Origin of the sequence: Sphingomonas sp. CROZ-RG-20F-R02-07 (assembly GCF_022662335.1) — a bacterium.
Taxonomy (GTDB): Bacteria; Pseudomonadota; Alphaproteobacteria; order Sphingomonadales; family Sphingomonadaceae; genus Sphingomonas.
Genome location: NZ_JAKNQJ010000001.1, coordinates 511,050 through 536,451, shown reverse-complemented (window position 1 = coordinate 536,451; position 25,402 = coordinate 511,050). Strand labels below are relative to the sequence as shown.

The window sequence follows — 25,402 nt, the reverse complement described above, 5'->3', positions numbered from 1 at the left end:
CCGTCCCCACCCGGGCTGCTTCAGGCGGCAGCAAGCTGGCGCCAGGGCGCGTAAAATTCCGCGAGCATGGCCTTCACTACCTTCGGGTCGGCGATCTGGTTCACGCGGTTGCGGAACTCGGCCGATCCGTGCAGCCCGCGCGTGTACCAGCCGATATGCTTGCGGGCCATGTTGACGCCGGTTTCGTCACCATAATGATCGAGCATCGCATCATAATGCTCGGCGATGACGCGATATTGTTCGTCGAGCGACGGATCGGGCACGCGCCGGCCGGTCGCCAGATACGCCATCACCTGCCCCAGCAGCCACGGCCGGCCATAGGCGCCGCGGCCGATCATCACACCGTCGGCGCCCGACTGATCGAGGGCCGCTTCGGCATCCTCGACCGTGCAGATGTCGCCGTTGGCGATCACCGGCACGGACACGGCATCCTTGACGCGGCGGATGAACGCCCAGTCCGCGGTGCCCTTGTACATCTGGTTGCGTGTGCGGCCGTGGACAGTGATGAGCTTCACGCCCAGATCCTCGGCGATTCGTGCCAATTCGGGCGCGTTCAGGCTATCGTGGCACCAGCCCATCCGCATCTTGAGCGTGACCGGCACGTCCACGGCCCGAACGGTCGCGTCGATGATCGCCGCGGCGAGCGGAATGTCGCGCATCAGCGCCGATCCGGCATCGCCATTGACGATCTTGCGCACGGGGCAGCCCATGTTGATGTCGATGATCGCCGCGCCGCGATCGGCGTTCAGCTTGGCCGCCTCCGCCATCTCGCGCGGGGTACAGCCGGCGAGTTGCATCGAAACCGGCTCCTCGGTCGCGTGCCACGCCGCCTTTTGCAGCGACTGCCGCGTCTCGCGGATCATCGCCTGGCTCGCGATCATCTCGGTGACGTTCAGCCCCGAGCCATAGCGGCGGACGAGCGTGCGAAACGGCATGTCGGTCACGCCCGTCATCGGCGCGAGCACGACGGGGCTTTCGATCCGGACGGGGCCGATCTGGAGAGGAGCGAGATTGCGCATCGATACTGCCTGAAAAATGGGCAGATACGCGAAGATGGCGGTGCTGGCAAGGCGCCGCCGGGATGGCTAAAGACGGCGCATGACCGACCAACCGCGCACCATCGCGCTGATCGTCGCGGCCGGCTCGGGCAGCCGAGCCGGCGGCGATGTTCCCAAACAATATGCCGCCATGGCGGGCCGGCCGATGATCGCGCATGCCCATGCCGCGTTCGCCGGCCATGCCGGGATCGACGGCGTGCTCGTGGTGATCGCCCGTGGCGACGAACCGCGCCTCCGTGCGGCGCTTGGCAATGTGGATTTCGTCCTGGGTGGCGCCACCCGCCAGGGGTCGGTGGCGAACGGACTGGCGGAGGCGACGCGAATGGGTGCGGATCATGTGCTGATCCATGATGCCGCCCGACCCTTCGTCCCGGCTGCGGTCATCGATGGCGTGCTGGCCGCGCTGGACACGCACGACGGCGCCACGCCGGCGCTGGCGGTGGCCGACACCTTGGCGCGGGGCGATGCGCTGCTCGGCGCGGTGGTCGATCGTACCGGTCTCGTCCGTATACAGACGCCACAGGGTTTCCGTCTGGAGGCGCTGCGGCGCGCCCATGCGGCGTGGCCGGCGGACGAAGCCGCGACCGACGACGCGCAGATGGTGCGCCGGCTTGGCGGCAGCGTCGCTTTGGTGCAGGGCGATCCGATGCTCGACAAGGTCACATACCCGCAGGATTTCGCCGCGGCCGAGGCGCGGATCGCCTGGGAATTCCGCACCGCCACCGGCTTCGACGTGCACCGGCTCGAAACCGGCGAAGAGCTTTGGCTCGGCGGCGTTCTGATCCCGCACGACAAGGGTCTGTCCGGCCATAGCGATGCCGATGTCGCGCTTCACGCGATCACCGACGCGCTGCTCGGCACGATCGCGGCGGGGGACATCGGCACGCATTTCCCGCCCAGCGACCCGCAGTGGAAGGGCGCCGACTCCGCCCGGTTTCTGCGCCACGCCGCCAAGCTCGTCACGGACAAGGGCGGCCGAATTGATTTCGTGGACCTGACGCTGATGTGCGAGGCGCCGAAGATCGGCCCACACCGTGCCGCGATGGTTTCGCGCATCGCGGCGTTGCTGGAAATCTCGCCCGAACGCGTGAGCGTGAAGGCGACCACTACGGAACGCCTCGGCTTTACGGGCCGCGGCGAGGGCATCGCCGCGCAGGCTGCCGCGTCGATTCGGCTGCCGGAACAGCCGCGATGAAGCGCCTCGTCGCGTTGATCGCGGCGCTGGCGCTCGCGGCTCCTGCGACCGCGCAGACGAAGTGCCTGACCGAAGGCGATGCGGAGGCAATGGCGCTCGTCGCGCTGCCCGATATCCTGCGCGAGACGGGCCGGGTCTGTGCGGCGCAATTGCCGCCTTCCAGCCTGATCCGCCAGCCTGAGGGCGCGATGATCGGCCGCTATCAGGCCGAGGCCGACCGGGCATGGCCGGCGGCACGCGGTGCGATCGTCAAGCTCAGCGATCCGATGGTCGAGATCCTGCTCCAGTCGGAATATGCCCGGCCGCTGATCGTCACCACGATCGTGCCGCTGATCGTCGGAAGGATCGCGGTGCAGGATTGCGGCACGATCGACCGGCTGGTGACGCTGCTCGATCCGCTCCCGCCGCGCAACACCGCCGGGATCGTCGTCGCGACGCTTCGCTACCTCAAGACGCAGAAGGCGCGCGGCAAGAACGTCGCGGTGCCTGACCTGCCGCTGTGCACGGACGGACGATGACGATGGACACGATCCTGCCACCCGAGCTCGTCGACGCCGCGCGGCGCGTCATCGAGGCCAATCGCGCGCTCGGCCGCACGGTCGCCGTGGCCGAGAGCTGCACCGGCGGGCTCGTCTCGGCGGCGCTTACCGAATTGCCGGGATCCTCCGACGTGTTCGAGGCGGGGATCGTCACCTATTCGAACGACGCCAAAATGGCGCTGCTGGGGGTGAGCGCGGATGTGCTCGACACGTTCGGCGCGGTTTCGATCGCGGTGGCGTGGCGGATGGCGCAGGGCGCGCTGGCGCAATCCGGGGCCGATGTCGCGGTCGCGATCACCGGGGTCGCCGGCCCCGGCGGCGGCAGCGCGAAGAAGCCGGTCGGCACGGTGGTGTTCGCGCGCGCCGAGCGCGGCGGCGATCCGTCCGACGTCCATGCCGATCGCCGCGACTTCGGCGAGATCGGCCGTGGCGGCATCCGCCTTCAGGCGGCGCTGTGCGCGCTCGAACTGCTGTTGCCGACGCCGTAGAGGACGGCGGCCCGTTCTTCGAACGCCCCGATCATCCGCCGCAGGGCGGCACCGAACACCTGGCCGGCCAGCATCTCGAACATGCGGTTCTTGAACGCGAAATCCACGCTGAACTCCACCGCGCAGCCGCCCGGCTCGTTGCGGAACCGCCATTCGTTGCGCAGATATTTGAGCGGCCCGTCGACATAATCCACCATGATCGTGTCGGGACGGACCTTCTCGACGCGTGACGTGAAGGTTTCTCGCAAGCCCTTGAAGCCGACGACCATGTCCGCCAGCGTATCGGTCGGCGTGTCGCTGCGGACGCGCATCGCGATGACCCAGGGCAGGAATTCGGCGTAGCGGCCGACATCGGCGACCAGATCGAACATCTGTTCGGCGGTGTAGGGCAGATGCCGCGTCTCGTGGTGCTTGGGCATCAGGCCGCGCGCGAACGGCCGAGCCTGGCGTCACGCGCGGCGCGCAGGCGCGCGAAGTCGTCGCCGGCATGATAGCTCGAACGGGTGAGAGGCGACGATGCCACCAGCAGAAAGCCTTTGGCGCGTGCAATTCCGGCATAGGCGTCGAACGCCTTGGGCGTCACGAACTCGGCGACCTTCGCATGGCGCGGGGTGGGTTGCAGATATTGGCCCATCGTCAGGAAGTCGATGTCGGCCGAGCGCATGTCGTCCATCACCTGATGGATCTCCAGCCGTTCCTCGCCCAGCCCCAGCATCACGCCCGATTTGGTGAAGATCGACGGATCATGACGCTTCACGCTCTCCAGCAGGCGCAGCGACGCGTAATAGCGCGCGCCGGGGCGGATGGTGGGATAGAGCCGCGGCACCGTCTCCAGATTGTGGTTATAGACGTCGGGCCGCGCGGCGATGATCGACTCCACCGCGGCCTGCGCCTTGTTGCGGAAATCGGGTGTCAGGATCTCGATCGTGGTGTGGGGCGTCGTGCGGCGCAGCGCGTCGATCACCTTCACGAACTGCGATGCGCCGCCGTCGGGCAGATCGTCGCGATCGACCGAGGTGATGACGATGTGCTGCAGCCCCATCTGCAGCGCGGCATCGGCCACATTCTGCGGCTCCATCGGATCCACCGCGCGCGGCATGCCGGTCTTGACGTTGCAGAAGGCACAGGCACGGGTGCACGTGTCCCCCAGGATCATCACCGTGGCGTGCTTCTTCGACCAGCACTCGCCGATATTCGGGCAAGCCGCCTCTTCGCAGACCGTCGTCAGGCTTTTCGACCGCATCAGCTCGCGGGTCTTGGCGAACCCGGCGGAGGTGGGTGCCTTGACGCGGATCCAGTCGGGCTTGCGTTGCCGGGTGGGAGCCGGAAGAGGGGGCATGGCGTTCATGCATGGGCAGATAGCGCCTGTGACGCGCCGAAACAACGAAGGGCTTTTGTGGGATGAGAAAGTTCAAGGATCTGATCGACGGCTATTATCGCTTTCGCGGTAACGAGTGGATCGACGAGCGCGAACGGTGGAACGAGCTGGCGGGCGGGCAGACGCCGCGGATCATGGTGATCGCCTGTTCCGACAGCCGCGTCGATCCCGCCACCATCTTCGGCACGCGGCCGGGCGAGGTGTTCGTCGTCCGCAACGTCGCCAATCTCGTACCGCCGTTCGATCCGAGCGGCGGTCTGCACGGCGTTTCCGCCGCGCTCGAATTCGCCGTCACCAGCCTGGAGGTCGAGGAGATCCTCGTTCTCGGTCATGGCCAATGCGGCGGCGTGAAGGCGTCGCTCTCGGGCGCCCTCACCGATGCACGCCCAGGCGAAGGCGGTTTCGTGGCCGCATGGATCAAGCTGCTGGACGAGGCGCGCGAGCGCGTCGTCGCGGAGCATGGCACCGGCGCCGAAGGTCAGGAAGCGCTGGAGCAGGAGGGCGTGAAGGTGTCGATCGCCAACCTCCAGACGTTCCCGTTCGTCAAGGAACGGATCGAGGCCGGCACGCTGACGCTGCACGGCGCGGTGTTCGCGATCGCCGATGGCAAGTTGCGCATCCTGGGCGACGACGGCGCGTTCGAGGCCGCCTGAGGCAGCGCCGCTGCGTCGCATCCAAGGCGACGCAGCGGCGCCGTTCGATCAGTTCGCCGCGTTCGGCGCCACCAGCTTGTCGACCGGCTTGCCCACTTCCGCCGTCGAGCGCAGGTTCAGTTCGCGCAACTGCTTGGCGCTCACGAAGCTCGGCGCGCCCATCATCAGATCCTCGGCGCGCTGGTTGAGCGGGAACAGCGTCACCTCGCGAATATTGGGCTCGTTCGCCAGCAGCATCACGATCCGATCGACGCCCGGTGCGGCACCGCCATGCGGCGGGGCGCCATATTTGAACGCGTTGATCATGCCCGCGAAATTGGTGTCGACATCGGTCTGGCTATAGCCGGCGATCGCGAACGCCTTGTACATGATCTCGGGCTTGTGGTTGCGGATCGCGCCCGAGCAGAGCTCCACGCCGTTGCAGACGATGTCATATTGGTAAGCAAGAATATCGAGCGGATCCTGGCTTTCCAGCGCCGCGATCTCGCCTTGCGGCATCGAGAACGGGTTGTGGCTGAAGTCGACCTTCTTGGCGTCTTCGTCATATTCGAACATCGGAAAATCGACGATCCAGCAGAATTCGAAGCGATTTTCGTCGATCAGTTCCAGTTGCTGACCGATCCGGGTGCGCGCCGCGCCCGCGAGCTTGGCCGCGGCGAGTTCCTTGCCCGCGGCGAAGACGATGCCGTCATCGGGGCCGAGTCCCAGGTCCGCGATCAGCTTGCGCGTCGCCTCCTCGCCATGGTTCTTGGCGATGGGGCCGCCCAGTTCGCCGTTCTTCTGCGTGATATAGCCGAGGCCGGCATGGCCCTCGCTGCGCGCCCATTCGTTCAGATCGTCGAAGAATTTGCGGCTCTTGCCCGCCGTGCCCGGCGCGGGGATCGCGCGCACCACGTCGCCGCCCGAAACGATCCGGTCGAACAGGCCGAAGCCGCTGCCGCGAAAATGCTCCGACACGTCGGTGATGACGATCGGGTTGCGCAGATCGGGCTTGTCGCTGCCATATTTCAGCATCGATTCGCGATAGGGGATGCGAACGAACGGGCTCGGCGACACCGAGCGTTCGCCGGCGAATTCCTCGAACACGCCGTGCAGGACGGGTTCGATCGCCTGGAACACATCCTCCTGCGTCACGAAGCTCATCTCGAAATCGAGCTGGTAGAATTCGCCCGGGCTGCGGTCGGCGCGACCGTCCTCGTCGCGGAAACAGGGCGCGATCTGGAAATAGCGGTCGAAGCCCGCCACCATCAGCAATTGTTTGAACATCTGGGGCGCCTGCGGCAGCGCGTAGAAGCGGCCGGGATGGACGCGGCTCGGCACCAGATAATCGCGTGCGCCCTCGGGGCTCGACGCGGTGAGAATGGGCGTCTGGAACTCGGTGAAGCCCTGCCCTTCCATCCGCTGGCGCAGCGAGGTGATGACCTTGGAGCGCAGCATGATGTTGGCATGGACCCGCTCGCGGCGAAGATCGAGATAGCGGTAGCGGAGCCGGATATCCTCGGGATATTCGGCGTCGCCCGCCACCGGCATCGGCAGCTCCTGCGCGGCGGACTGGACGACGGCCTCGGCGGCGCGCACTTCGATTGCGCCGGTCGGAAGATTGGGGTTCACCACGTCCGCGGCGCGTGCCGTCACCATGCCGGTGATCGTCACGACGCTTTCGTTCTTCAGCTTCTCGATCACGGCGAAGGCGGGGCCGCTCACATCGGTGACGATCTGGGTGATGCCGTAATGATCGCGCAGATCGATGAAGACGAGATCGCCATGATCGCGCTTCTTGTGGACCCAGCCGGAGAGGCGGACCGTCTGGCCGACCTGTTCGGGGCGGAGATCGGCGCAGGTGTGCGTGCGGTAGGCGTGCAGGGTGGTGCTCATGGGCGCCGCGCTTCCTCGCCCGACCCGCCTTTGTCAACCCGAACGACCCTCGCTATGGACGGGCGATGCATATCCATCCGCTCATCACCGACAGCGCGACGCTCGCGAACCTGTGTACCCGCCTGGCCGAAGCCGACTTCGTGTGCGTCGACACCGAATTCATGCGCGAGAGCACTTATTACCCTGAACTCTGCCTGATCCAGATCGCCGATGCGAACGAGGCCGCGGCGATCGACCCCATGGCGCCGGGCATCGATCTGAAGCCATTGCTCGACCTGCTGGTCGACAATGAGGACGTGCTGAAGGTCGTGCATGCGGGCGGTCAGGATCTGGAGATCGTCTACAATCTGACCGGCAAGACGCCGCACCCGCTGTTCGACACGCAGGTGGCGGCGATGGCGCTGGGGCAAGGCGAACAGATCGGCTATTCGAACCTGGTCGACAGCTGGCTGGGCATCGCGGTCGACAAGGGCGCGCGCTTCACGGACTGGTCGCGGCGACCGCTCGACGCGCGGCAGATCGAATATGCGATCGGCGACGTGACGCATCTGGCCAAGATCTTTCCCAAGATGCTCGAACGCCTGAAGAAGACCGGTCGAGGTACCTGGCTCGACCAGGAGATGGAGCGGCTGGGCGATCCCGCCAATTACGCGAACGATCCCGAGCTCGCATGGAAGCGCGTGCGCGTCTCGGGGCGGAAGCCCGATCTGCTCGGGCGGCTGCGCGCGATCGCCCGGTGGCGCGAGCTGGAGGCGCAGGGCAAGGACTTGCCGCGCGGCCGCATCGTCAAGGACGAGACGATCGCTGACATCGCCGGCCATCCGCCCAAACGTCAGGCCGATTTGGCGAAGGTGCGCGGGCTTTCGGCGAGTTGGGCGGCCAACGAGATCGGCGCGCGGCTGATGGCGGCCATCGAGGGCGCGGTGCCGATGACGGCGGACGAGATGCCGCCGCGCGACGATCGCAAGCCCGGCATGGGCAAGGAAGGTTCGCTCGTCGCCGATCTCTTGAAGCTGCTGCTGAAGATTCGGTCGCGCGACATCGACGTCGCCTCCAAGCTGCTGGCGCGGACGGAGGAACTGGAGGCGCTGGCGGCGGGCGTGCGCACGGGGCTGCCCATGCTGGAGGGCTGGCGGTTCGATCAGTTCGGCCGCGATGCGCTCGATCTGGTGGAGGGGCGCCTCGCCTTCGCCGTGATCGGCGGCAAGTTGAAGATGACGCGAACCGAAGACGGCTGAGCGGGCGCCTCAGAGATCGCGGACGACGGCCTTGACCTGCCACAAGGCCGCTAGCGCCTGATGGCGTTTTTCGACGGCCTCGCCGTAAAGCGCGCGATCCTTGAGCGCGAGTGTCAGAATGCCGTTTTCCAGCGTGAGGCGCGAGCATTGGAGCGGGCCAGCAAGGCCGCCGCTCAGTCGCTGGCCGAGTCGCATCGCGAGGCCCCAGGCGGACGCCATCCGCAATTCGGCCGCGCTCGCGAGTTGCCCCACCGGGTCGGGCGCGGTCATCCCGCCATCCAGGCTGGTGTAGAGCGCCTGGGCCAGCATCGCGCGACCGCTCGCCTCGATCGCCACCCAATTGCCGTGAAGCGCGACCTCGACGCCGCGTTCGGCCCGGAATTCGGGATTGGCGCGCCAGCCCACATCCGCCAGCAGGCAAGCGGTGTGGCGGAGCCGCGCGACGGCGAGCGGCTGGCCCGCGAACAGGGGCGCGATCCACGCATCCAGCAGATCGCCATGTTCGGGGAAGCGGCCGATGATCCGCCCCTCCTCGCGCGCCGCCACGATCAGCGGGTCGAGCCGCTTCGTCTCCTCATCGAGCGCGCCATAGAGCAGCCCCTCGCGCAGGCCGAACGCCGAGGTGATGGTCGTGCTGCTGCCGATCTGGCGGAGCAGCACGCCGAGCAATGCGGTGGCGTCGCCGAGCGTTCCCGCGCGCCCCGACGACAGCCCCGCCACCGATTTCAACCGCGCCTTGCTCAAATGCGCCACGCGCCGGCCGAGCTGTGCGATGGTCGTCGGCGTCATCACATATTGGTGGATCACGGGCAGCGGATAGCCCGAGAGCGTCATGTCGAGTCGCGCCAGCGCGCGCCATGAGCCGCCGACGAGATACAGCGGCAACCCCTTGCCCTTTCCGGTCCATCCCGCCTCGCGCACCATCCGCGCGACGAGCCGTTCGAGCACCTTGCCACGCTTGGCACGCGCCCCCGCGATACGCAGCACGCCGAGCGGGAAGGACACGCGGTCCTCCACCTTGCCGGCGCGAACGCGGACCAGCTCCAGGCTGCCGCCACCGAGATCGCCGACGATGCCGTCGGCCTGCGGAATGGCGGAGAGCACGCCCTCGCCCGCCGCGCGCGCCTCCTGCTTGCCCGACAGCATCTCGACCGTAAGCCCCAAGGCCTGGGCCGCGGCGATCAGTTCGCCGCCATTCTTCGCGTCGCGCACCGCGGCGGTCGCCACCGTGCGCAGATTCGTGACCTCCATCGCGCGTGCCACCGCAGCGAAGCGCGCGAGCGCCACATGCGCCGCCGCCATCGCCTGCGAATCGATGCTGCCGCTGACCGCGAGGCTGCGCCCGAGCCCCGCCAGCACCTTTTCGTTGAAGAGGATCGCGGGCAGCCGCGCATGGCCCTGATACACGACCAGACGGATCGAGTTGGACCCGATGTCGATGATCGCGGTGCGCGGCTGCACGTCCGAAGGCGGTGCGGCAACGATCGGCTTGCGGAGCGGGAGGATGCTCAACGTTGCCGCCTGAGCGACAACGTCGGCACCGAGCCCGCCGTCGCGAGCGACGCGCCCCGGCCCGAGAGCGAGGGATTGGTCATGAAATAACGGTGAAGATTGAACGGCTTGTCGCCGGGGACCTCACGCGTATAGCTCCCGTCCGGTTCCAGCTCCCAGCTTTGCTCGTTGTCGATCAGATTGGCCACCATCACTTGGTCCAGGATCTGGTCGTGAACGGTGGGGTTCTCGATCGGCAGCATATATTCGACGCGCCGGTCGAAATTGCGCGGCATCCAGTCGGCCGACGAAATGAAGATCCGCGCGCCGTCGTTCGGCAGCGCCTTGCCGTTGCCGAACACCCAGATGCGGCTGTGTTCGAGGAACCGCCCGACGATCGATTTCACCCGGATATTTTCCGACATGCCCTCGACGCCCGGCCGCAGGCAGCAGATGCCGCGGATGATGAGCTCGATCTCGACGCCGGCGTTGCTGGCTTCGTACAGCTTCTCGATGATCGCGGGGTCGACCAGGCTGTTCATCTTGGCCCACATCGCGGCCGGCTTGCCGGCATGCGCGTTGGCGATCTCGGCGTCGATCAGGCCGACGAGCCGCGGACGCAGGTCGCGCGGCGACAGGCTCATGACGTTCATGTCCACCGGCTCGACATAGCCGGTGATGTAGTTGAACATCTGCGCCGCATCGCGCCCGATCCGCGCATCGGCGGTGAAGAAGCTGAGATCGGTGTAGATCCGCGCGGTGATCGGGTGATAGTTGCCGGTGCCGAAATGGCAGTAGGTGCGAAACGCACCGCCCTCCCGCCGCACGACCATCGACACCTTCGCGTGCGTCTTCCAGTCGATGAAGCCATAGACGACCTGGACGCCCGCCCGCTCCAGCGCCGAGGCCCAGAGCATGTTCTGCTCCTCGTCGAAGCGCGCCTTCAGCTCCACGACAGCGGTGACAGACTTGCCCGCTTCGGCCGCGGCGATCAGCGCGTTGATGACCGCGGATTGCTTGCCCGCGCGGTAGAGCGTCTGCTTGATCGCGACCACGTCGGGATCGTTCGCCGCCTGTTTCAGGAATGCGAGCACCACCTCGAACGTCTCGTACGGATGATGGACGACGATGTCCTTCGACTGGATCGCTGCGAAACAGTCACCGCCGAATTCCCGGATCCGCTCGGGAAAGCGCGGGGAGAAGGGCGGAAATTTGAGGTCGGGCCGATCCTCGTCCACGATCCCGTCCAGATCGCCGATGCCGAGCAGATCGCCGCTTTCGGTGATGATCGCGTCCGCCCCGCCCAGCTCGTCCTTGAGCACCGCGGCCAGCGCATCGGCGGTGCCCGTCTCCAGCTCCAGCCGGATCACGCGGCCGCGGCGGCGGCGCTTGATGGCATTGGCGAAATAGCGGACGAGATCCTCCGCCTCTTCCTCGATCTCGATATCGCTGTCGCGCAGCACGCGGAACGTCGCGGCGCCGTGGACCTCATAGCCGGGGAACAGCAACGGTGCGAACCGCTTCAGGATCGATTCGATCGCGACATAGCGCGCGACCTCGCCCGGAATGCGGACGAACCGCGCCATCGTCGCGGGCAGCATCACGAGCTCGCGGATCGGCTCCTTGTCCGACCGGCGGACGAGATCGAAGATGACCGACAGTCCCTTGTTCGGGATGAACGGAAACGGGTGCGCCGGGTCGAGCGCCTGCGGCGTCAGGATCGGGAAGATCTGTTCGCGGAAATGCGTCTCAAGCCAGTCCGACGCCTCTTCGTCGATCTCGTCGCGGCGGAGCACGAACAACTGCGCCTCGTCGAGCAGCAGGCGCAGATCGCTCCAGACCTGCTGCTGGCTCAGCATCAACGCATCGGCGGCGGCGGTGATGCCACTGAGCTGCTGCGACGGCGTCAGCCCGTCGGCGGAGCGCTTCTCCACGTCCTGCAACTGCTGCCCCTTCAGCCCCGCGACGCGGACCATGAAGAACTCGTCGAGATTGGAACCCGAGATCGAGAGGAAGCGCAGCCGCTCCAGCAGCGGATGCGCGGCATTGCATGCCTCTTCGAGCACGCGGCGATTGAACGCGAGCCAGGAGAGTTCGCGGTTGAAATAGCGATCGGTGGCGTCGGTGGCGAAGGGTTCGTCATCGTCGGCGATGCGCGCGATGTGAGCGGGACGGGTCATCGTACCTCGACAGGGTTGGGCACGGCGATCAGGCCGGCCTCGGCAAGCGTGCTTCGTGCAAAGGGAATGGACAGACGCTTGCGTCGTTCCATCACCTCCTGATCGAGTATATCCACCGTCCGCATGACGGCGATGTGACTCCGTTCGATCCGGCTGGCCAGCCACTCGATCAGATCGGCACGCGCGTCCAGCCCGCGGCGGTGGAACAGATGCGCGAGCAGCGCGACGACCAGTTCGTCGTCGGGCGCGCCGATCGCGGCGATCGGGCTGGCGGCCAGGCGCGAGCGGAGATCGGGCAGCCTGACCGACCAGGAGGGGGGCGCGGCGTCGGCGACGATCACCAGCGGCCGGTGCGCCTCCTGCGCCCGGTTCCAGGCATGGAAGAGCTGCGCCTCGGGCAGGCGCTCGGCATCGTCGACGATCGTCCCGCCGCTCTTGGCGGCGAAGATTCGCGCGAGCAGGCTGCGGCCGGATTTGCGCGGGCCGGTCAGCACCGCCGTCATCACCGGCCAGGTGGCCCAATGTTCGAGCGTATGCGCCGCGCGCGCGTTGGACGGTGTCACGAGAAAGGCGTCGTCGCGCGGATCCGCTGGCCAGTCCAGCGGAAGCGCCATCTGGGTCCCGGCGGGGCTCATCGCGTGGTCGCGTCGTCCGTCGGGAGGTCCGGCGGCAGCAATTGCGGCGCGCGGCGGATGCGCAGGGTCTGCCCCTCGCCGAAGACCTGGTAGCCACGGCCTTCGATCGCGGCCTTCAGCGCGGCGGGATCGCCGTCATAGACGATGCGCAGCAACGACACGCCGCCAAGCGCGAGGCTGGTGGTGGTGGCCGATCGCACCCCCGGCAAGCCACGCAACGCGGCTTCGGTCGCGGAGACCGTGCCCGCATTGGGCGTATCGAACTGTACCACGACCGCGATCCCGGGGCCGGCGGGTGTGGTGCCGTCGATCAGCGCGCCGACGCTGTCTTCGGCTGCCGCGATCGTGGCGGGATCCGGCTCCGTCCGCAGCGGGAGGAGGCTGACGTCGGGGCGGAGCGCACCGCTGCGCAGCGCCTGCTGATACAGATCGTCGAGCCGCTTCACGCCCGTGTCGAGCAGTTGCGCCACCCCGTCCGCGCTGCCGACGCGCAGGGTGAAGCCGCCGATCAGCCGGTTGTCCGGGCCGTAGCGCGCCTGGAACACCCCGATGACCGGGCCGCCGGGCCATTGCCGGTATAGCCGCACGACCGGGATCAGGACGTCGGTCGCGCCATATTGGTCGATGATGGTGCGCCACCAGCCGCGGCCGGGCCGGCCGATCTGCCCGGTGTTCAGCAGCAGCGAATCGGGCCCGGTGCCCGATGGGCGGACATAGTCGATCGTGCTGTTGCCGGTGCGGAACCGGGCCCAAGCCTCTTGCCAGGGGTTGCGCTGTTCGAAGACGGTGCCCACGCCCGCCGACCAGATGACGGGGATGACGAGCATCGGCGGCGAGCGCGTGGCGTAGGTCGAGATGCCGAGGATCGACGCGGCGCGCGTGCGATCGAACAACACGCCGAGCTTCGCGATGTAACGCTGCGGCCCGATCTGCTCGTTCTCGACCACGATGCCCGACACGATCGAATCGAGTGCGCCATCCGAGATCAACCCCCCGCCCCCGCCGAGCCGATTGGAAAGCTGCACCCAGGCCCTGCGCTGCGCGAGGCGCCAGCCGCCCAGCCGCGCGGCATCGGCGGTCTTGGCCGCGACATCCACCGCGACGCCGCTCACCTCGTAGGCGCCGCCGCTGTCCACCGGGGCCACCCCGCGCGTGCCGTCGATCTGGGCGACCGCACCGCCCGCGAGCAGCAGCAGCGTTGCGGCCGCGAACGGCTTGAGGGTCGGTCGGGCGCGCATCCGATGCCTTTTGGCGAAGCAGGCGTGGAAATCCAAGCGCGATATGTCTAGCAGCATGGGGCATGACCGATCCCACGCCCTCCGCCGCATCCTATACCTATGCCGATGCGGGGGTTTCGATCGCCGCCGGCAACGCGCTGGTCCGGGCGATCGCGCCGCTCGCCAAGTCCACCCGCCGTGCCGGCGCCGATGCGGAACTGGGCGGCTTCGGCGGCCTGTTCGACCTGAAGGCGGCAGGTTTTGTCGATCCGCTGCTGGTGGCGGCGAACGACGGCGTCGGCACCAAGCTGAAGCTCGCGATCGAATGGGATCGGCACGCCGGCGTCGGCATCGATCTCGTCGCGATGTGCGCGAACGACCTGATCGTGCAGGGTGCCGAGCCGTTGTTCTTCCTCGACTATTACGCCACCGGGAAGCTCGATGCCGCCGTCGCCGAGCAGGTGGTCGCCTCGATCGCCGAAGGCTGCAAACAGGCTGGGTGCGCGCTGATCGGCGGCGAGACCGCCGAGATGCCCGGCATGTATGCCGCGGGCGATTACGATCTGGCGGGCTTCTGCGTCGGCGCGGTGGAGCGGGACCGCGTCCTCGACGGCCGCGGCATCGCAGCCGGGGACGTGTTGCTGGGGCTCTCCTCGACCGGCGTGCACTCGAACGGCTTTTCGCTGGTGCGCCGTCTGGCAGCCGATCGCGGCTGGAAGCTCGATCGCCCCGCCTTGTTCGACCAGGATCGGTTGCTGATCGACCTGCTGATGGCGCCGACACGAATCTATGTGAAGAGCCTGTTGCCGCTGCTGGCCGAGAAGCGGATCAAGGGGCTGGCGCACATCACCGGTGGCGGCTTGCTCGAAAACATCCCGCGCGTGCTGCCCGAGGGCGTGCATGCGATGGTCGATGCCGATGGCTGGGCGCAGACGCGGCTGATGGCGTTCCTCCAGGCGCAGGGCGCGATCGAACCGGGCGAGATGGCGCGCACGTTCAACTGCGGGATCGGCATGGTCGCCGTCGTCGCGCCGGACGAGGCCGCACCCGTCACCGCTACGCTGGAAGCCGCTGGCGAAACGGTGGTCACCATGGGCCGGGTCGAGGCGGGGCAGCGCGGCTGCACCGTCCGCGGATCGACCGACACGTGGAGCGCGCGCGAAGACTGGAGCGCGACGCATCATGGCTGAGGCGGACGCCCGCTCAGTCGCCATCCTGATCTCCGGCCGTGGATCGAACATGACGGCGCTGGTCGAGGCAGCGGACGCGCCGGATGCCGCCTACAAGGTCGTCCTCGTCGCCTCCGACAAGTCCGATGCGCCGGGTCTGGCCTGGGCGCGTGCGCGCGGCATCGCCATCTTCGCGCTCTCGCCCAAGGGGCTTGGCAAGCCCGCCTATGAGGCGGCGCTCGACGCGGCGCTCCGCGCGGCGGAGGTGGGTACGATCGCGTTGGCCGGCTATATGCGTCTCTTGTCGGACGGCTTCGTCGCGAAGTGGCGGGGCCGGATCGTGAACATCCATCCGTCGCTGCTGCCCCGCTACAAGGGGCTCGATACGCATGCGCGCGCGATCGCCGCGGGCGATGCGGTAGCGGGCTGTTCGGTGCATATCGTCACCGAGGAACTCGATGGCGGCGCGGTGCTCGGCCAGGCGGAGGTGCCGATCCTGCCGGGCGACGATGCCGACCGGCTTGCCGAGCGCGTGCTCGCCGCCGAACACCGCCTCTATCCGGCAACGCTTGCGGAGTTCGTCGCACGATGAGTCCCGATCCCGAGATCCCACTGGCCAGGGTGCGCGCCCTCTGCCTCGCCATGCCGGAGGCCGCCGAGCGTGTCTCGCACGGCGCACCCGGCTTCCACATCGAAGACGGCAAGTTCTTCGCCTATTTCTGGCACGACCATCATGGCGACGGCGAGACGGTCGTGATCGTCAAGACGAGCGGCGCCGACGAGCAGGCGATGCTGATCGAAGCGGATCCCGCCTGCTATTACAGCCCGCCCTATCTCGGGCCGTCGGGATGGATCGCGATGCGGCTCGATCGGGCCGATGTGGATTGGGACCGGGTGGGCGATCGGATCGCGATCAGCTGGGAACTGGCCGCGCCGCGCCGTTTGCTGGAGGCTGGCGGACGATGAGCGGCGAAACCCCGAACGAACGCCGCGAGGCGGCGGCCACGCGGCGGCGCTGGGTGACGCTAGCGGAGATCGTCGCGCTGGCCGGCGTCGTCATCGCGGCGCTGACGCTATGGAATAGCTGGCAGGAGCGGCGCGCGCAGGAAGCGGAGCACACCGAGGCGGTCGCGTCCGCCACGCAGGCGCACGGGCGCGTCCAGTTTCGCGGCACGGTGAGCGACGGCGGTCGGCGGCTGGTGCTGGCCGATCCCGCGCATGACGTGACGGATCTGACCATCGCCTTCCCCACGTCGCTCGGCCTGTCCGCACAGACGCCGGCGGACAACGCGATCGGAGTCGACATGTTTTCCGGGCCGCTGACCGAAGCGGTGGGCGACGCGCATCAGGGGCGTCTTCCCGTGTTGGTCACCGCGCGCTTTCTCGACGGCGACGCGACGCGCACCACGAGCGGGATTTACGATATCGTGTGGCGCACCGATGCGCGCCTGCTGCGCGGCCGGGTCGCACGGATCATCGGCTTTCGTCTGCGCGAACGCGGCGGCAGCGTCGCCCGTGTGGATGCGCTCTGGAAGCCGGCGCACCAGTAGAATGGGCGGCGGCGCTCCGGAGGACGCCGCCGCCCGCCGGAGTCAGCCGACGATTTCGCTCGGCTGGAAGAAATAGGCGATCTCGATCTCGGCATTCTCGTCCGAGTCCGAACCGTGGACGGTGTTCGCCTCGATCGATTCCGCCAGCTCCTTGCGGATCGTGCCGGGCTCGGCGTTCGCCGGGTTGGTCGCGCCCATGATGTCGCGGTTGCGCTGCATGGCGTTCTCGCCCTCGAGCACCTGAACGACGACCGGGCCGGAGATCATGAATTCGACCAGATCGTTGAAGAAGGGGCGTTCGCGGTGAACGTCGTAAAAGCCCTCGGCCTGTTCGCGGGTCATCTGGATACGCTTCGATGCGACGATGCGCAGGCCGGCATCTTCCAGCATCTTGGTGACGGCGCCAGTCAGGTTGCGGCGGGTGGCATCGGGCTTGATGATCGAAAAGGTACGGTTCGCGGCCATGATGGTCACGGGCTCCCAAGTTGGACGGTGGCGGAAAAGTCGCGGTTCCCTAGTCGTGCGCCTGCGGCGATGCAAGCCGAAGCCCCTGCCTCAGGCCGCCTGTTCCCAGCGCCCGGCCTCGTTCTGCTTCCAATAGCGCCGCTCCACGCCGTCGCGATCCGCCAGTGCCTTCCAGGCAAGCCGCGCCTCGCGGATCGCATCGTCGTCGAACATGTGGAACACGCGGTCGAAATCCAGCGCGGCGTCGCGCCAGACGCCATCGACCACCGCGATGTTGCGGGCATGGTTGGTCCCGACCGCGTCACCCGCGATCAACACCGGCTGCGCCGCATCATCGGCCGCACCCGCCTGGGCATGCGGCAGGAAACTGTCGGGCGCATAGGCCCAGAGCAGGCGGTCTAGCGCGGCACGGCGCTCCGCATCGTCGGCGACCACCACCAACCGGCCGCCGCTTCCCAGCACCTTTTCCGCGATCGGCGGCAGGATCCGGTCGATCGGCGTTCCGGTCAGGTGGTAGAAATCGACCTGCATCAGCCCTCGAAATGCTCCGCCACGAACCGGTCGAGCAGCCTGACGCCGTAACCGGTCGCGCCCTTGTCGTACGTGCTGCCGGCCTTGTCCGCCCACACCATGCCGGCGATATCGAGATGCGCCCATTTCACGCCCTCGTCCACGAAACGCTGGATGAACTGCGCCGCGGTGATCGAACCCGCGCCGCGCGGCCCCACATTCTTCATGTCGGCGATCGGGCTGTCGATCAGCTTGTCGTAAGCGGGCGCGAGCGGGAAGCGCCACAACAGGTCGCCGGTCGCCTTTCCGGCCGCCAGCAGCGTGTCGGCGAGCGCATCGTCATTGGCGAACAGGCCGCCATGCTCGCTGCCCAACGCGACGATCATCGCGCCGGTCAGCGTGGCGAGATCGACGATCGTGGTCGGCGCGAACGTCTTCTGCACCCAGGTGATGCAGTCGCACAGCACCAGCCGGCCCTCGGCATCGGTGTTGATGACCTCGATCGTCTGGCCCGACATCGACGTGACCACGTCGCCCGGGCGCTGGGCGTTGCCGTCGGGCATGTTCTCCACGAGACCCATGACGCCCACGACATTGGCCTTGGCGCCGCGCAGCGCCAGCGCCTTCATCGCGCCCGCCACGGCGCCCGCACCGCCCATGTCCCACTTCATGTCTTCCATGCCCGCGGCAGGCTTGATCGAGATGCCGCCGGTGTCGAACGTCACGCCCTTGCCCACCAACGCGAGCGTCGGTGCGCCCTCCCCAGCGCCGTTCCACTTCAGCGCGAGGATGCGAGCGTCGCGGCGCGATCCCTGGCTGACGCCGAGCAGCGCGCCCATGCCGTGGGCCGTCATATCGGCTTCGTCGAGCACGGTGATGTCGAGACCCAGCCCTTCCACCTCGGCGCGGACCTTCTCCACGAAGCTTTCGGGATAGAGGATGTTGGGCGGCGTCGCGACGAGCCAGCGGGTGAGGTCCATTCCCTGCGTCGCGGCGTCCGCTCCGGGCCAAGCCGCATCCGTGCCCGTCGGGGCTCCCACGATCGTCACCCGTGCGAGCGTCGGCTTGGAACGCTCGGCGAGCTTGGTGCGATAGACGTCGTAACGCCAGGCACGCTGGACGATCGCGGCGGCCAGACGGGCCGCGGCGCTCGGCGCGGGAGCGGCAGCCAGCGCGGAGAGATCGACGCTCGCCTCGGTCGCGCCCGATGTGAGCAGCCGTGCCGTCAGCGCCCCGCCCGCCTGTTCGAAATCGGCCTCGGTGCCGGCGCCGGTGCCGAGAAGCATGATGTGGCGGACACGTTCACCATCTGCGACGAACGCATCGACCACGCCACCCGCTTCGCCGGCGAAGCGCGCCGCCGTCGCCGCGGCGGTCGCGATCGTCGAGACGTTCGCGCCGCCGCTGCTCCAGTTCACCGCACCCAGCCCATCCTTGGCGACGGGCAGTACGAGGATCGCCGCATCGGCGGAAACGGAGGGCGCGAAGTCGATCTTCATGAAAATCCTCGAACAAATTCTATATGGCCCATCTCTTAGGCCGATGCGGTGGCGCTGGCAAAGCGGCGATGCTTCCGAGCGGCGATTGCAGCGGCGTCGGCGGTGCGATAGGCGGTGGGGGCAGCGTCGCGGTTCGGGGCCCGATGCGCACCGGTTGGATGGGGTGGTTACGAACATCGTGTTGCGTCTTGCCCTGTTGGCCGGTTGTGCCTTGCCCCTTGCGCTGGCGGCATCGCCGCTGGCCGCCCAGGATCTCCAGAACCGCACGGTCCAGCCACCGCCCCCGTCGGACGCCGCTCCGCCGCCACCCGCGGCGAACGGCGAGGATCAGGTCCAGTTCTCGGCCGGCGGCCTGGAATATGACAGCAAGGCGGACATCGTCACTGCCACTGGCGACGTCCGCATGTTTCGCGCGGGACAAAGGCTGCGCGCGGACAAGGTCGTCTGGAACCGCAAGACCGGCAAGGTGCTCGCCACCGGCAATGTCGCGGTCACCAACCCCCAGGGTGACATCGCCTATGGCGACTCGATCGACCTGACCGATTCGCTGAAGGACGGCGTGGTCGACAACATGCTCGTCGTGCTCGAACAGGGCGGCCGGATCGCAGCGGAGCGCGGTACGCGGCAGGCCGACGGCACGCTCGATCTGCAGCAGGCGGCCTATACCCCCTGCGCGGTGACCAACGCCTCGGGCTGTCCGAAATCGCCGACGTGGAAGATCACCGCGGTTCGCGTGACCTACCGCCCCGATCGGGGCCGCGTGTATTTCCGCGGCCCGCGCATGAACCTTTTCGGCCTGCCGCCGCTCCCGCTGCCCAACTTCTCCGCACCGGTCGCCGGCACGGCCGGCAGCGGGCTGCTCAGCCCCGATATCCGGCTGATGCGCGTCAACGGGCTTCAGGTGGCGATACCCTATTATTGGCGCATGGGGACGGACCGCGGGCTCACGATCACGCCGCGCATCTTCAGCGCGGTCGCGCCGATGCTTCAGATGGATTATCAGGAGCTCGATCCGACGGGCGCGTTCCATCTCACCGGCTATCTCACCTCGAGTCGCCGCAGCGACGACCTGGACACGCAGAACCCCACCGATACGTCGCAGGCGGTGCGCGGCTATATCGACGGCATCGCCCGCTATCAGCTATCGCCCTATTGGAGCATCAGTTCCTCCATCCGCCTGGCGTCTGACCGCACCTTCCTGCGCCGGTACGACATCTCACGCGATGACCGGCTGCGCAGCACCGCCAGCATCCAGCGGATCGACGACGACAGCTATTTTGCGATCGACGGCTGGTTCGTGCAGACTCTCCGCGTGGGCGACTCGCAAGGGCAGCAGCCGATCGCCCTGCCCGAGATCGATTATCGCCGCCGGATCGCCGACCCGCTGCTGGGTGGCCGTTTCGAACTCCAGCTCAACACGCTCGCGCTGACCCGCACCGGCGGCCAGGATACGCAGCGCGCCTTTGCCAGTCTCGAATGGGATCTGCGCAAGATCACCCGCTGGGGCCAGGAAGTGACCTTCACCGCCTTTGCGCGCGGAGACGTGTACAACACGAGCGACACGCTGGCGACCGACATCGTCGGCTATCGCGGGCTGGAGGGTTTTCACGGCCGCGCGATCGGCGCGCTGGCGGTGGACGTGAAATGGCCGTTCGTCGGCACCTTCCTGAGCGGCACCCAGCGGTTCACGCCGCGCTTTCAGATCGTCGCCTCGCCGCACATCGCGAATTACGAGGTGCCGAACGAGGATTCGCGATCGATCGACCTGGACGATACCAACCTGTTCGCGCTCAACCGCTTTCCCGGCTATGATCGGTTCGAGGATTCGAGCCGCGCCACCTATGGCGTCGAATGGGCGGCCGATCTGCCGGGTCTTAGCATCGACGCGCAGGTGGGGCAAAGCTACCGCCTCGATGACCGGCCGACGATCCTCTATCCCGGAACCGGCCTTTCGGATCGGCTATCCGATATCGTCGGGCGCACCGAAGTGCGGTTTCGCGACTTCGTCTCGCTCGTCCATCGCTACCGGCTGGACAAGGACGATCTCGCCGTCCGGCGCAACGAAGTCGACGCGACGATCGGCAGCCGGGCGACCTACCTGCTGCTGGGGTATCTGCGGCTCAACCGCAACATCGTGCCGGTCACCGAGGATCTCTTGAACAGCGAGGAGGCGCGTGTCGCCGGTCGCGTGCAGATCTCGCGCTTCTGGTCTGCGTTCGGATCCACCGTGATCGATCTGACCGACCGCAAGGAAGATCCCACCTCGCTCGCCGATGGTTTCGAGCCGGTGCGGACCCGCGCGGGCGTGCAATATGAGGATGATTGTCTGCGGCTCGGCTTTACGTGGCGGCGCGACTATCAGGCGACCGGCGATGCCAAGGCCGGCAACAGCTATCTGTTGACGCTGGCCTTCACCAGCCTCGGTCGCTAAGCCGCGGTTCAGGCATGATGCGGCAGCCGCGATCTGGTGCTTCAACCGCGATGGGCCGGGCTGGCGACACGGCGGGGCTATGATGGGATATGAAACGACCGTGAAGAATTTCTTTCGATCGACGGCCGTCCGCCGCGTGGCGCTCGGCAACGCAATGTTGGCGGTCGTTGCCGGGGGTGCCCTCGCGCAGACCGTCCCCGACGCCAGCGTGCCGTCGACCGGCCTCGACATCCCGGCCAACCTCCAGATTTTCGGCAAGCTCGATCCCAACGTCCGCAAGCCCACAGCGGTGGTGAACGATTCCGTCATCACCGGCACCGATGTCGACCAGCGGGTCGGCCTGATCGCGGCGGCCAATGGCGGCCAGACGCTGTCGCCCGAGGATCGCGAGCGGCTGAAGCTTCAGGTGCTGCGCCAGATCATCGACGAGACGCTCCAGATCCAGGAAGCCAAGTCGAGCGATATCACGATCACGCAGGACGAGATCACCCAGAGCTACAACGCGGTGGCCAAACGCTTCGGCCACACGCCCGCCGAGATGCGGACGTTTCTCCGCCAGTCGGGATCCTCCGAACGGTCGCTGAAGCGGCAGATCGAGGGCGAGCTGGCATGGCAACGCTATCTGCGCCGGAAGGTGGAGCCGTTCGTCAATGTGGGTGACGAGGAGGTCAAGTCGATCCTCGCCCGGCTGGAGGCTGCCAAGGGCACCGAAGAGTATAACGTCAAGGAAATCTACCTGAGCGCGACGCCCGCCACGGGGCAGCAGGTCTATGCGAATGCGCGTCAGCTCATTCAGGAGATCCGCAAGGGGCAACAGCCGTTCGATGCGTTTGCCCGCCAATATTCGGAAGCCTCGACGCGCGGCGTCGGCGGCGATCTGGGCTGGGTGCGCGTGGCCGCGCTGCCTGGGTCTCTTGCCGACGCCGTGACGCAGATGCAGGTCGGGCAGGTCGCGGGGCCGATCGAGATCCCCGGTGGCTATTCGATCCTGTATCTGACCGACAAGCGCCAGGTGCTCACCGCCGATCCGCGCGATGCACGGCTGAACCTGAAGCAGCTCACGATCCGCTTCCCGCCGCACACCAGCCAGGCCGATGCGACCGCCCGAGCGGGAGTGTTCGCCAAGGCGACGCAGGCGATCGCCGGCTGCGGCACGGTGGAAAAGGTCGCCGCCTCGATCGGCGCCGAAGTGGTCGACAATGACACGGTCCGGATCCGCGACCTTCCGCCGCAGCTTCAGGAAATCCTGCTGAAGATGCAGATCGGTCAGTCGACGCCGCCCTTCGGCTCGCCCGAGGAAGGCGTCCGCGCGCTGGTGCTGTGCGGTCGCGATGATCCCAAGAGCGGCGCCCTGCCCCGCGCCGACCAGGTGCAGGACCAGCTTCAGGAGGCGCGCGTGAACCTGCGCGCGCAACAGAAACTCCGCGATCTGCGGCGTGACGCGGTGATCGAATATCGCTGAGGACCGACCGAAGGTGACCTTGCCGCTCGCCGTATCGATGGGCGATCCCGCCGGGATCGGCCCCGAGATCATCGCCAAGGCATGGGCGGCGCGGCACGCGCATCGGTTGCCGCCGTTCGTCGCGGTAGGCGACGTTCGCGCGATCACGCGGGTTTGGGCGGGTCCGGTGCGGCCGATCACCGATCTGGCCGAGGTGTCCACGGTGTTCGATCAGGCGCTCCCCGTGCTGACGATCGAGGATGCGGGCGACATCGTGCCCGGCGTTCCCGATGCGGAGGGCGCCCGCTGCGCGCTTCATTCGCTCGAGATGGCGGCGGGGCTCGTGAAGTCGGGCGCCGCGCAGGCGCTGGTCACGGGCCCTGTGTCCAAGGCGCAACTCTACGCAATCGGCTTCACGCATCCCGGCCAGACCGAATTCGTCGCGGAGCGCTGCGGCATTGCGCGCGAGAATGCGGTGATGATGCTGGCAGGGCCGAGCCTCCGCGTCGTGCCGATCACGACGCATGTGCCGCTCGCCGAGGTGTCGGCGCTGCTGGATATCGAATTGATCGTCGCCAAGGCGCGTGCGACCGCGCGGGGGCTCACACGCAATTTCGGGATCGAGGCCCCGCGGCTCGCCTTTGCCGGCTTCAATCCGCACGCGGGCGAAGGCGGCGCGATCGGCCGCGAGGAGATCGATATCCTCGAACCCGCCATCGCCATGCTGCGCGACGAGGGGATCGACGCGACGGGGCCGTTCGCGGCCGACACGATGTTCCATCCGCGAGCACGGGCGGGCTATGATGTGGCGCTGTGCTGCTATCACGACCAGGCACTGATCCCGATCAAGACGCTGCATTTCGACGAGGGCGTCAACATGACGCTCGGGCTGCCGATCGTGCGCACTTCGCCCGATCATGGCACGGCGTTCGGGATCGCCGGTCGGGATCAGGCCGAACCGGGTGCGATGATCGCGGCGATCGCAATGGCGGGCGAAGCGGCCGAACGCCGGTCACGGGACGCGCAGGCAGGGTGAGCGATCCGGTGCCGTCGGCAAGCGCGCTGCCACCGCTGCGCGAGGTGATCGCGCGCCATGGGCTCACCGCCAGCAAGGCACTGGGGCAGAATTTTCTGTTCGACGGGCAGTTGCTGGCGCGCATCGCTGCGGTGCCGGGCGATCTCGCCGATGCCGAAGTGCTGGAGGTTGGCCCCGGTCCCGGTGGCCTGACGCGCGCGCTGCTCGGTGCGGGGGCGCGCGTCACCGCGATCGAACGCGATCGCCGCTGCATTCCGGCGCTGGCCGAGCTGGGCGCGCATTTCCCGGGCCGGTTGCGCGTGATCGAGGAAGATGCGCTGAAGGTCGATGCGCCGTCGCTGTTCGCGGGAAAGCCGCACATCGTCTCCAATCTTCCCTACAATGTCGGCACCGCGCTGCTCGTCGGCTGGCTGTCCGCGGCCTGGGCGCCGTGGTGGGCCTCCTGCACGCTGATGTTCCAGAAAGAGGTCGCCGAGCGGATCGTGGCGGCGCCGGGCAGCGATGCCTATGGCCGCCTCGCCGTGCTGGCGCAGTGGCGATCGACCGCCCGGATCGCGATGCCCGTCCACCGTTCGGCGTTCACCCCGCCGCCCAAGGTGATGTCGGCGGTGGTGCATATCGTGCCGGGCGAGGCCCCGGCGGGCGTCGCGTTTCCGATGCTGGAGCGGATCACCGGGGCAGCGTTCGGACAGCGCCGCAAGATGCTGCGGCAGAGCCTGAAGAGCGTTCCCGGTGCGCTCGACGCGCTGGAGCGGATCGGGATCGACGCCACCCGCCGCGCCGAGACGCTGAGCGTCGCCGACTTCGTCGACCTGGCGCGCGCTATTCGGCCGACTTGACCGCCGGCTTGTCGATCTGCGCGGTCGTCACCGGCGGACCCTTGGCGATCGTCGCGGCCAATTCAGTGGCGGGGGCACAGCCCGTCTTGCAGAGCGTCCGGATGCGCGCGAGGTTCGCCTGGGCGCGAATGATCGCGCCCTTGGCGACCAGCGCATCGCCCTGCCCTTGCAGCGCGGCCACGTCGTTGGGTTCGAGCAGCAGCGCCTCGCGGTAGAGGCGGATTGCCTTGCCAGGCAGGCCACGCGCTTGCGCCACCTCGGCGAGCGTCACGAAGGCGCCCCGGTTGCGCGGATCGACCACGGCGGCGGTTTCCAGCAGGTCCGTCGCGCCGTCGAGATTGCCCGCGGCGCGCGCGGCACGGCCCTGCGCCAGCAAGGCCATCGAACGCGGATCGACCCGGTCGTCCGGCTTCTGCCCGCTGAGCGAGGTTCCCATACACACCGCGGCGAGCGCGGCGGCCAGGGCTACGGACGAATAACGCATGATCGGCTCCGCTCGAAACACGGCATAGCCG

The 25,402-nt window shown here is 67.7% G+C and carries 25 protein-coding genes; 13 read left to right on the top strand and 12 right to left on the bottom strand.

The features are described 5' to 3' along the window. Positions 1-20 precede the first annotated feature (20 nt). The gene (dusB, locus tag L8H00_RS02705) at positions 21-1,019 is read right to left on the bottom strand and encodes a tRNA dihydrouridine synthase DusB (protein ID WP_242095676.1); all 999 of its coding nucleotides are present in this window, start codon (positions 1,017-1,019) and stop codon (positions 21-23) included. A 79-nt stretch (positions 1,020-1,098) separates the two neighbouring features. On the opposite strand from dusB, the gene L8H00_RS02700 reads away from it, so the two are divergent. The 3 genes from L8H00_RS02700 to L8H00_RS02690 are packed head-to-tail and all read left to right on the top strand — an operon-like array spanning position 1,099 to position 3,280. Continuing rightward, positions 1,099-2,253 carry a bifunctional 2-C-methyl-D-erythritol 4-phosphate cytidylyltransferase/2-C-methyl-D-erythritol 2,4-cyclodiphosphate synthase gene (locus L8H00_RS02700; protein WP_242095675.1) on the top strand — a complete coding sequence of 385 codons (1,155 nt, stop codon included), beginning with the start codon at positions 1,099-1,101 and terminating at the stop codon, positions 2,251-2,253. Then, complete coding sequence (locus L8H00_RS02695) at positions 2,250-2,771, top strand: hypothetical protein (RefSeq protein ID WP_242095674.1); 522 nt, start codon at positions 2,250-2,252, stop codon at positions 2,769-2,771. The genes L8H00_RS02700 and L8H00_RS02695 overlap by 4 nt, the downstream gene beginning before the upstream one ends. Then, positions 2,768-3,280, top strand: coding sequence for a CinA family protein (locus L8H00_RS02690; protein WP_242095673.1), 513 nt, complete (start codon positions 2,768-2,770; stop codon positions 3,278-3,280). Before L8H00_RS02695 ends, L8H00_RS02690 begins: the two co-directional genes overlap by 4 nt. Here L8H00_RS02690 and L8H00_RS02685 read toward each other — a convergent pair. Continuing rightward, positions 3,235-3,699 carry a type II toxin-antitoxin system RatA family toxin gene (locus L8H00_RS02685; RefSeq protein ID WP_242095672.1) on the bottom strand — a complete coding sequence of 155 codons (465 nt, stop codon included), beginning with the start codon at positions 3,697-3,699 and terminating at the stop codon, positions 3,235-3,237. The two genes, L8H00_RS02690 and L8H00_RS02685, sit on opposite strands and share 46 nt — an antisense overlap. After that, positions 3,699-4,628, bottom strand: coding sequence for a lipoyl synthase (gene lipA, locus L8H00_RS02680; protein WP_242095671.1), 930 nt, complete (start codon positions 4,626-4,628; stop codon positions 3,699-3,701). Before lipA ends, L8H00_RS02685 begins: the two co-directional genes overlap by 1 nt. Positions 4,629-4,681: 53 nt before the next feature. Between lipA and L8H00_RS02675 the strand changes: the two genes are divergently transcribed. Then, a complete protein-coding gene (locus L8H00_RS02675; protein ID WP_242095670.1) occupies positions 4,682-5,311 on the top strand; it encodes a carbonic anhydrase in 630 nt (209 codons plus the stop codon). 48 nt (positions 5,312-5,359) lie between these two features. Here the strand turns inward: L8H00_RS02675 and aspS are convergent, their stop codons facing one another. Then, the gene (gene aspS, locus L8H00_RS02670; protein ID WP_242095669.1) at positions 5,360-7,186 is read right to left on the bottom strand and encodes an aspartate--tRNA ligase; all 1,827 of its coding nucleotides are present in this window, start codon (positions 7,184-7,186) and stop codon (positions 5,360-5,362) included. A gap of 65 nt (positions 7,187-7,251) precedes the next feature. Here aspS and rnd point away from each other — a divergent pair, with 65 nt between their 5' ends. Next, positions 7,252-8,424: a ribonuclease D gene (gene rnd / locus L8H00_RS02665; protein ID WP_242095668.1), complete on the top strand. Its 1,173-nt coding sequence runs from the start codon at positions 7,252-7,254 to the stop codon at positions 8,422-8,424. Positions 8,425-8,433: 9 nt separating this feature from the next. Here rnd and L8H00_RS02660 read toward each other — a convergent pair whose 3' ends face one another. From L8H00_RS02660 to L8H00_RS02645, 4 genes are read right to left on the bottom strand one after another with little or no spacing between them, the layout of a single operon-like run. Then, complete coding sequence (locus L8H00_RS02660; RefSeq protein ID WP_242095667.1) at positions 8,434-9,936, bottom strand: Ppx/GppA family phosphatase; 1,503 nt, start codon at positions 9,934-9,936, stop codon at positions 8,434-8,436. After that, positions 9,933-12,095, bottom strand: coding sequence for an RNA degradosome polyphosphate kinase (locus L8H00_RS02655; protein WP_242095666.1), 2,163 nt, complete (start codon positions 12,093-12,095; stop codon positions 9,933-9,935). Before L8H00_RS02655 ends, L8H00_RS02660 begins: the two co-directional genes overlap by 4 nt. Continuing rightward, on the bottom strand, positions 12,092-12,709 hold the full coding sequence (locus L8H00_RS02650) for a DnaA/Hda family protein (RefSeq protein ID WP_242095665.1): 618 nt from the start codon (positions 12,707-12,709) through the stop codon (positions 12,092-12,094). The genes L8H00_RS02655 and L8H00_RS02650 overlap by 4 nt, the downstream gene beginning before the upstream one ends. 17 nt (positions 12,710-12,726) lie before the next feature. Next, positions 12,727-13,968: a heavy metal-associated domain-containing protein gene (locus tag L8H00_RS02645; RefSeq protein WP_242095664.1), complete on the bottom strand. Its 1,242-nt coding sequence runs from the start codon at positions 13,966-13,968 to the stop codon at positions 12,727-12,729. Positions 13,969-14,030: 62 nt separating this feature from the next. Between L8H00_RS02645 and purM the strand changes: the two genes are divergently transcribed. The 4 genes from purM to L8H00_RS02625 are packed head-to-tail and all read left to right on the top strand — an operon-like array spanning position 14,031 to position 16,666. Then, entirely contained in the window at positions 14,031-15,137 is a 1,107-nt protein-coding gene (purM, locus tag L8H00_RS02640; RefSeq protein WP_242095663.1) for a phosphoribosylformylglycinamidine cyclo-ligase, read from the top strand. Further along, a complete protein-coding gene (gene purN / locus L8H00_RS02635; RefSeq protein ID WP_242095662.1) occupies positions 15,130-15,708 on the top strand; it encodes a phosphoribosylglycinamide formyltransferase in 579 nt (192 codons plus the stop codon). The genes purM and purN overlap by 8 nt, the downstream gene beginning before the upstream one ends. Then, complete coding sequence (locus tag L8H00_RS02630; protein WP_242095661.1) at positions 15,705-16,082, top strand: MmcQ/YjbR family DNA-binding protein; 378 nt, start codon at positions 15,705-15,707, stop codon at positions 16,080-16,082. The genes purN and L8H00_RS02630 overlap by 4 nt, the downstream gene beginning before the upstream one ends. Beyond that, positions 16,079-16,666, top strand: a complete 588-nt coding sequence (locus L8H00_RS02625; protein WP_242095660.1) for a hypothetical protein — start codon at positions 16,079-16,081, stop codon at positions 16,664-16,666. The genes L8H00_RS02630 and L8H00_RS02625 overlap by 4 nt, the downstream gene beginning before the upstream one ends. A 42-nt stretch (positions 16,667-16,708) precedes the next feature. Here L8H00_RS02625 and ndk read toward each other — a convergent pair whose 3' ends face one another. From ndk to L8H00_RS02610, 3 genes are all read right to left on the bottom strand, one after another. Further along, positions 16,709-17,131: a nucleoside-diphosphate kinase gene (gene ndk / locus L8H00_RS02620; RefSeq protein WP_242095921.1), complete on the bottom strand. Its 423-nt coding sequence runs from the start codon at positions 17,129-17,131 to the stop codon at positions 16,709-16,711. Between the two features lie 90 nt (positions 17,132-17,221). Next, positions 17,222-17,662, bottom strand: coding sequence for a DNA polymerase III subunit chi (locus L8H00_RS02615; RefSeq protein WP_242095659.1), 441 nt, complete (start codon positions 17,660-17,662; stop codon positions 17,222-17,224). After that, positions 17,662-19,140 (bottom strand): leucyl aminopeptidase, encoded by a 1,479-nt coding sequence (locus tag L8H00_RS02610; protein WP_242095658.1) that lies wholly within the window; start codon positions 19,138-19,140, stop codon positions 17,662-17,664. The genes L8H00_RS02615 and L8H00_RS02610 overlap by 1 nt, the downstream gene beginning before the upstream one ends. A gap of 178 nt (positions 19,141-19,318) precedes the next feature. Here L8H00_RS02610 and lptD point away from each other — a divergent pair, with 178 nt between their 5' ends. The 4 genes from lptD (at position 19,319) to rsmA (ending at position 24,887) form a co-directional block, all read left to right on the top strand. Continuing rightward, positions 19,319-21,571 (top strand): LPS assembly protein LptD, encoded by a 2,253-nt coding sequence (gene lptD, locus L8H00_RS02605; RefSeq protein WP_242095657.1) that lies wholly within the window; start codon positions 19,319-19,321, stop codon positions 21,569-21,571. 100 nt (positions 21,572-21,671) lie between these two features. After that, positions 21,672-23,033, top strand: coding sequence for a peptidylprolyl isomerase (locus L8H00_RS02600; protein WP_347340703.1), 1,362 nt, complete (start codon positions 21,672-21,674; stop codon positions 23,031-23,033). A gap of 13 nt (positions 23,034-23,046) precedes the next feature. After that, positions 23,047-24,048 (top strand): 4-hydroxythreonine-4-phosphate dehydrogenase PdxA, encoded by a 1,002-nt coding sequence (pdxA, locus tag L8H00_RS02595; RefSeq protein ID WP_347340702.1) that lies wholly within the window; start codon positions 23,047-23,049, stop codon positions 24,046-24,048. Then, positions 24,045-24,887, top strand: a complete 843-nt coding sequence (gene rsmA / locus L8H00_RS02590; protein ID WP_242095656.1) for a 16S rRNA (adenine(1518)-N(6)/adenine(1519)-N(6))-dimethyltransferase RsmA — start codon at positions 24,045-24,047, stop codon at positions 24,885-24,887. Before pdxA ends, rsmA begins: the two co-directional genes overlap by 4 nt. On the opposite strand, the gene L8H00_RS02585 is transcribed toward rsmA, so the two are convergent. Continuing rightward, the gene (locus tag L8H00_RS02585; protein WP_242095655.1) at positions 24,871-25,371 is read right to left on the bottom strand and encodes a hypothetical protein; all 501 of its coding nucleotides are present in this window, start codon (positions 25,369-25,371) and stop codon (positions 24,871-24,873) included. The two genes, rsmA and L8H00_RS02585, sit on opposite strands and share 17 nt — an antisense overlap. Between the last annotated feature and the right edge of the window lie 31 nt (positions 25,372-25,402).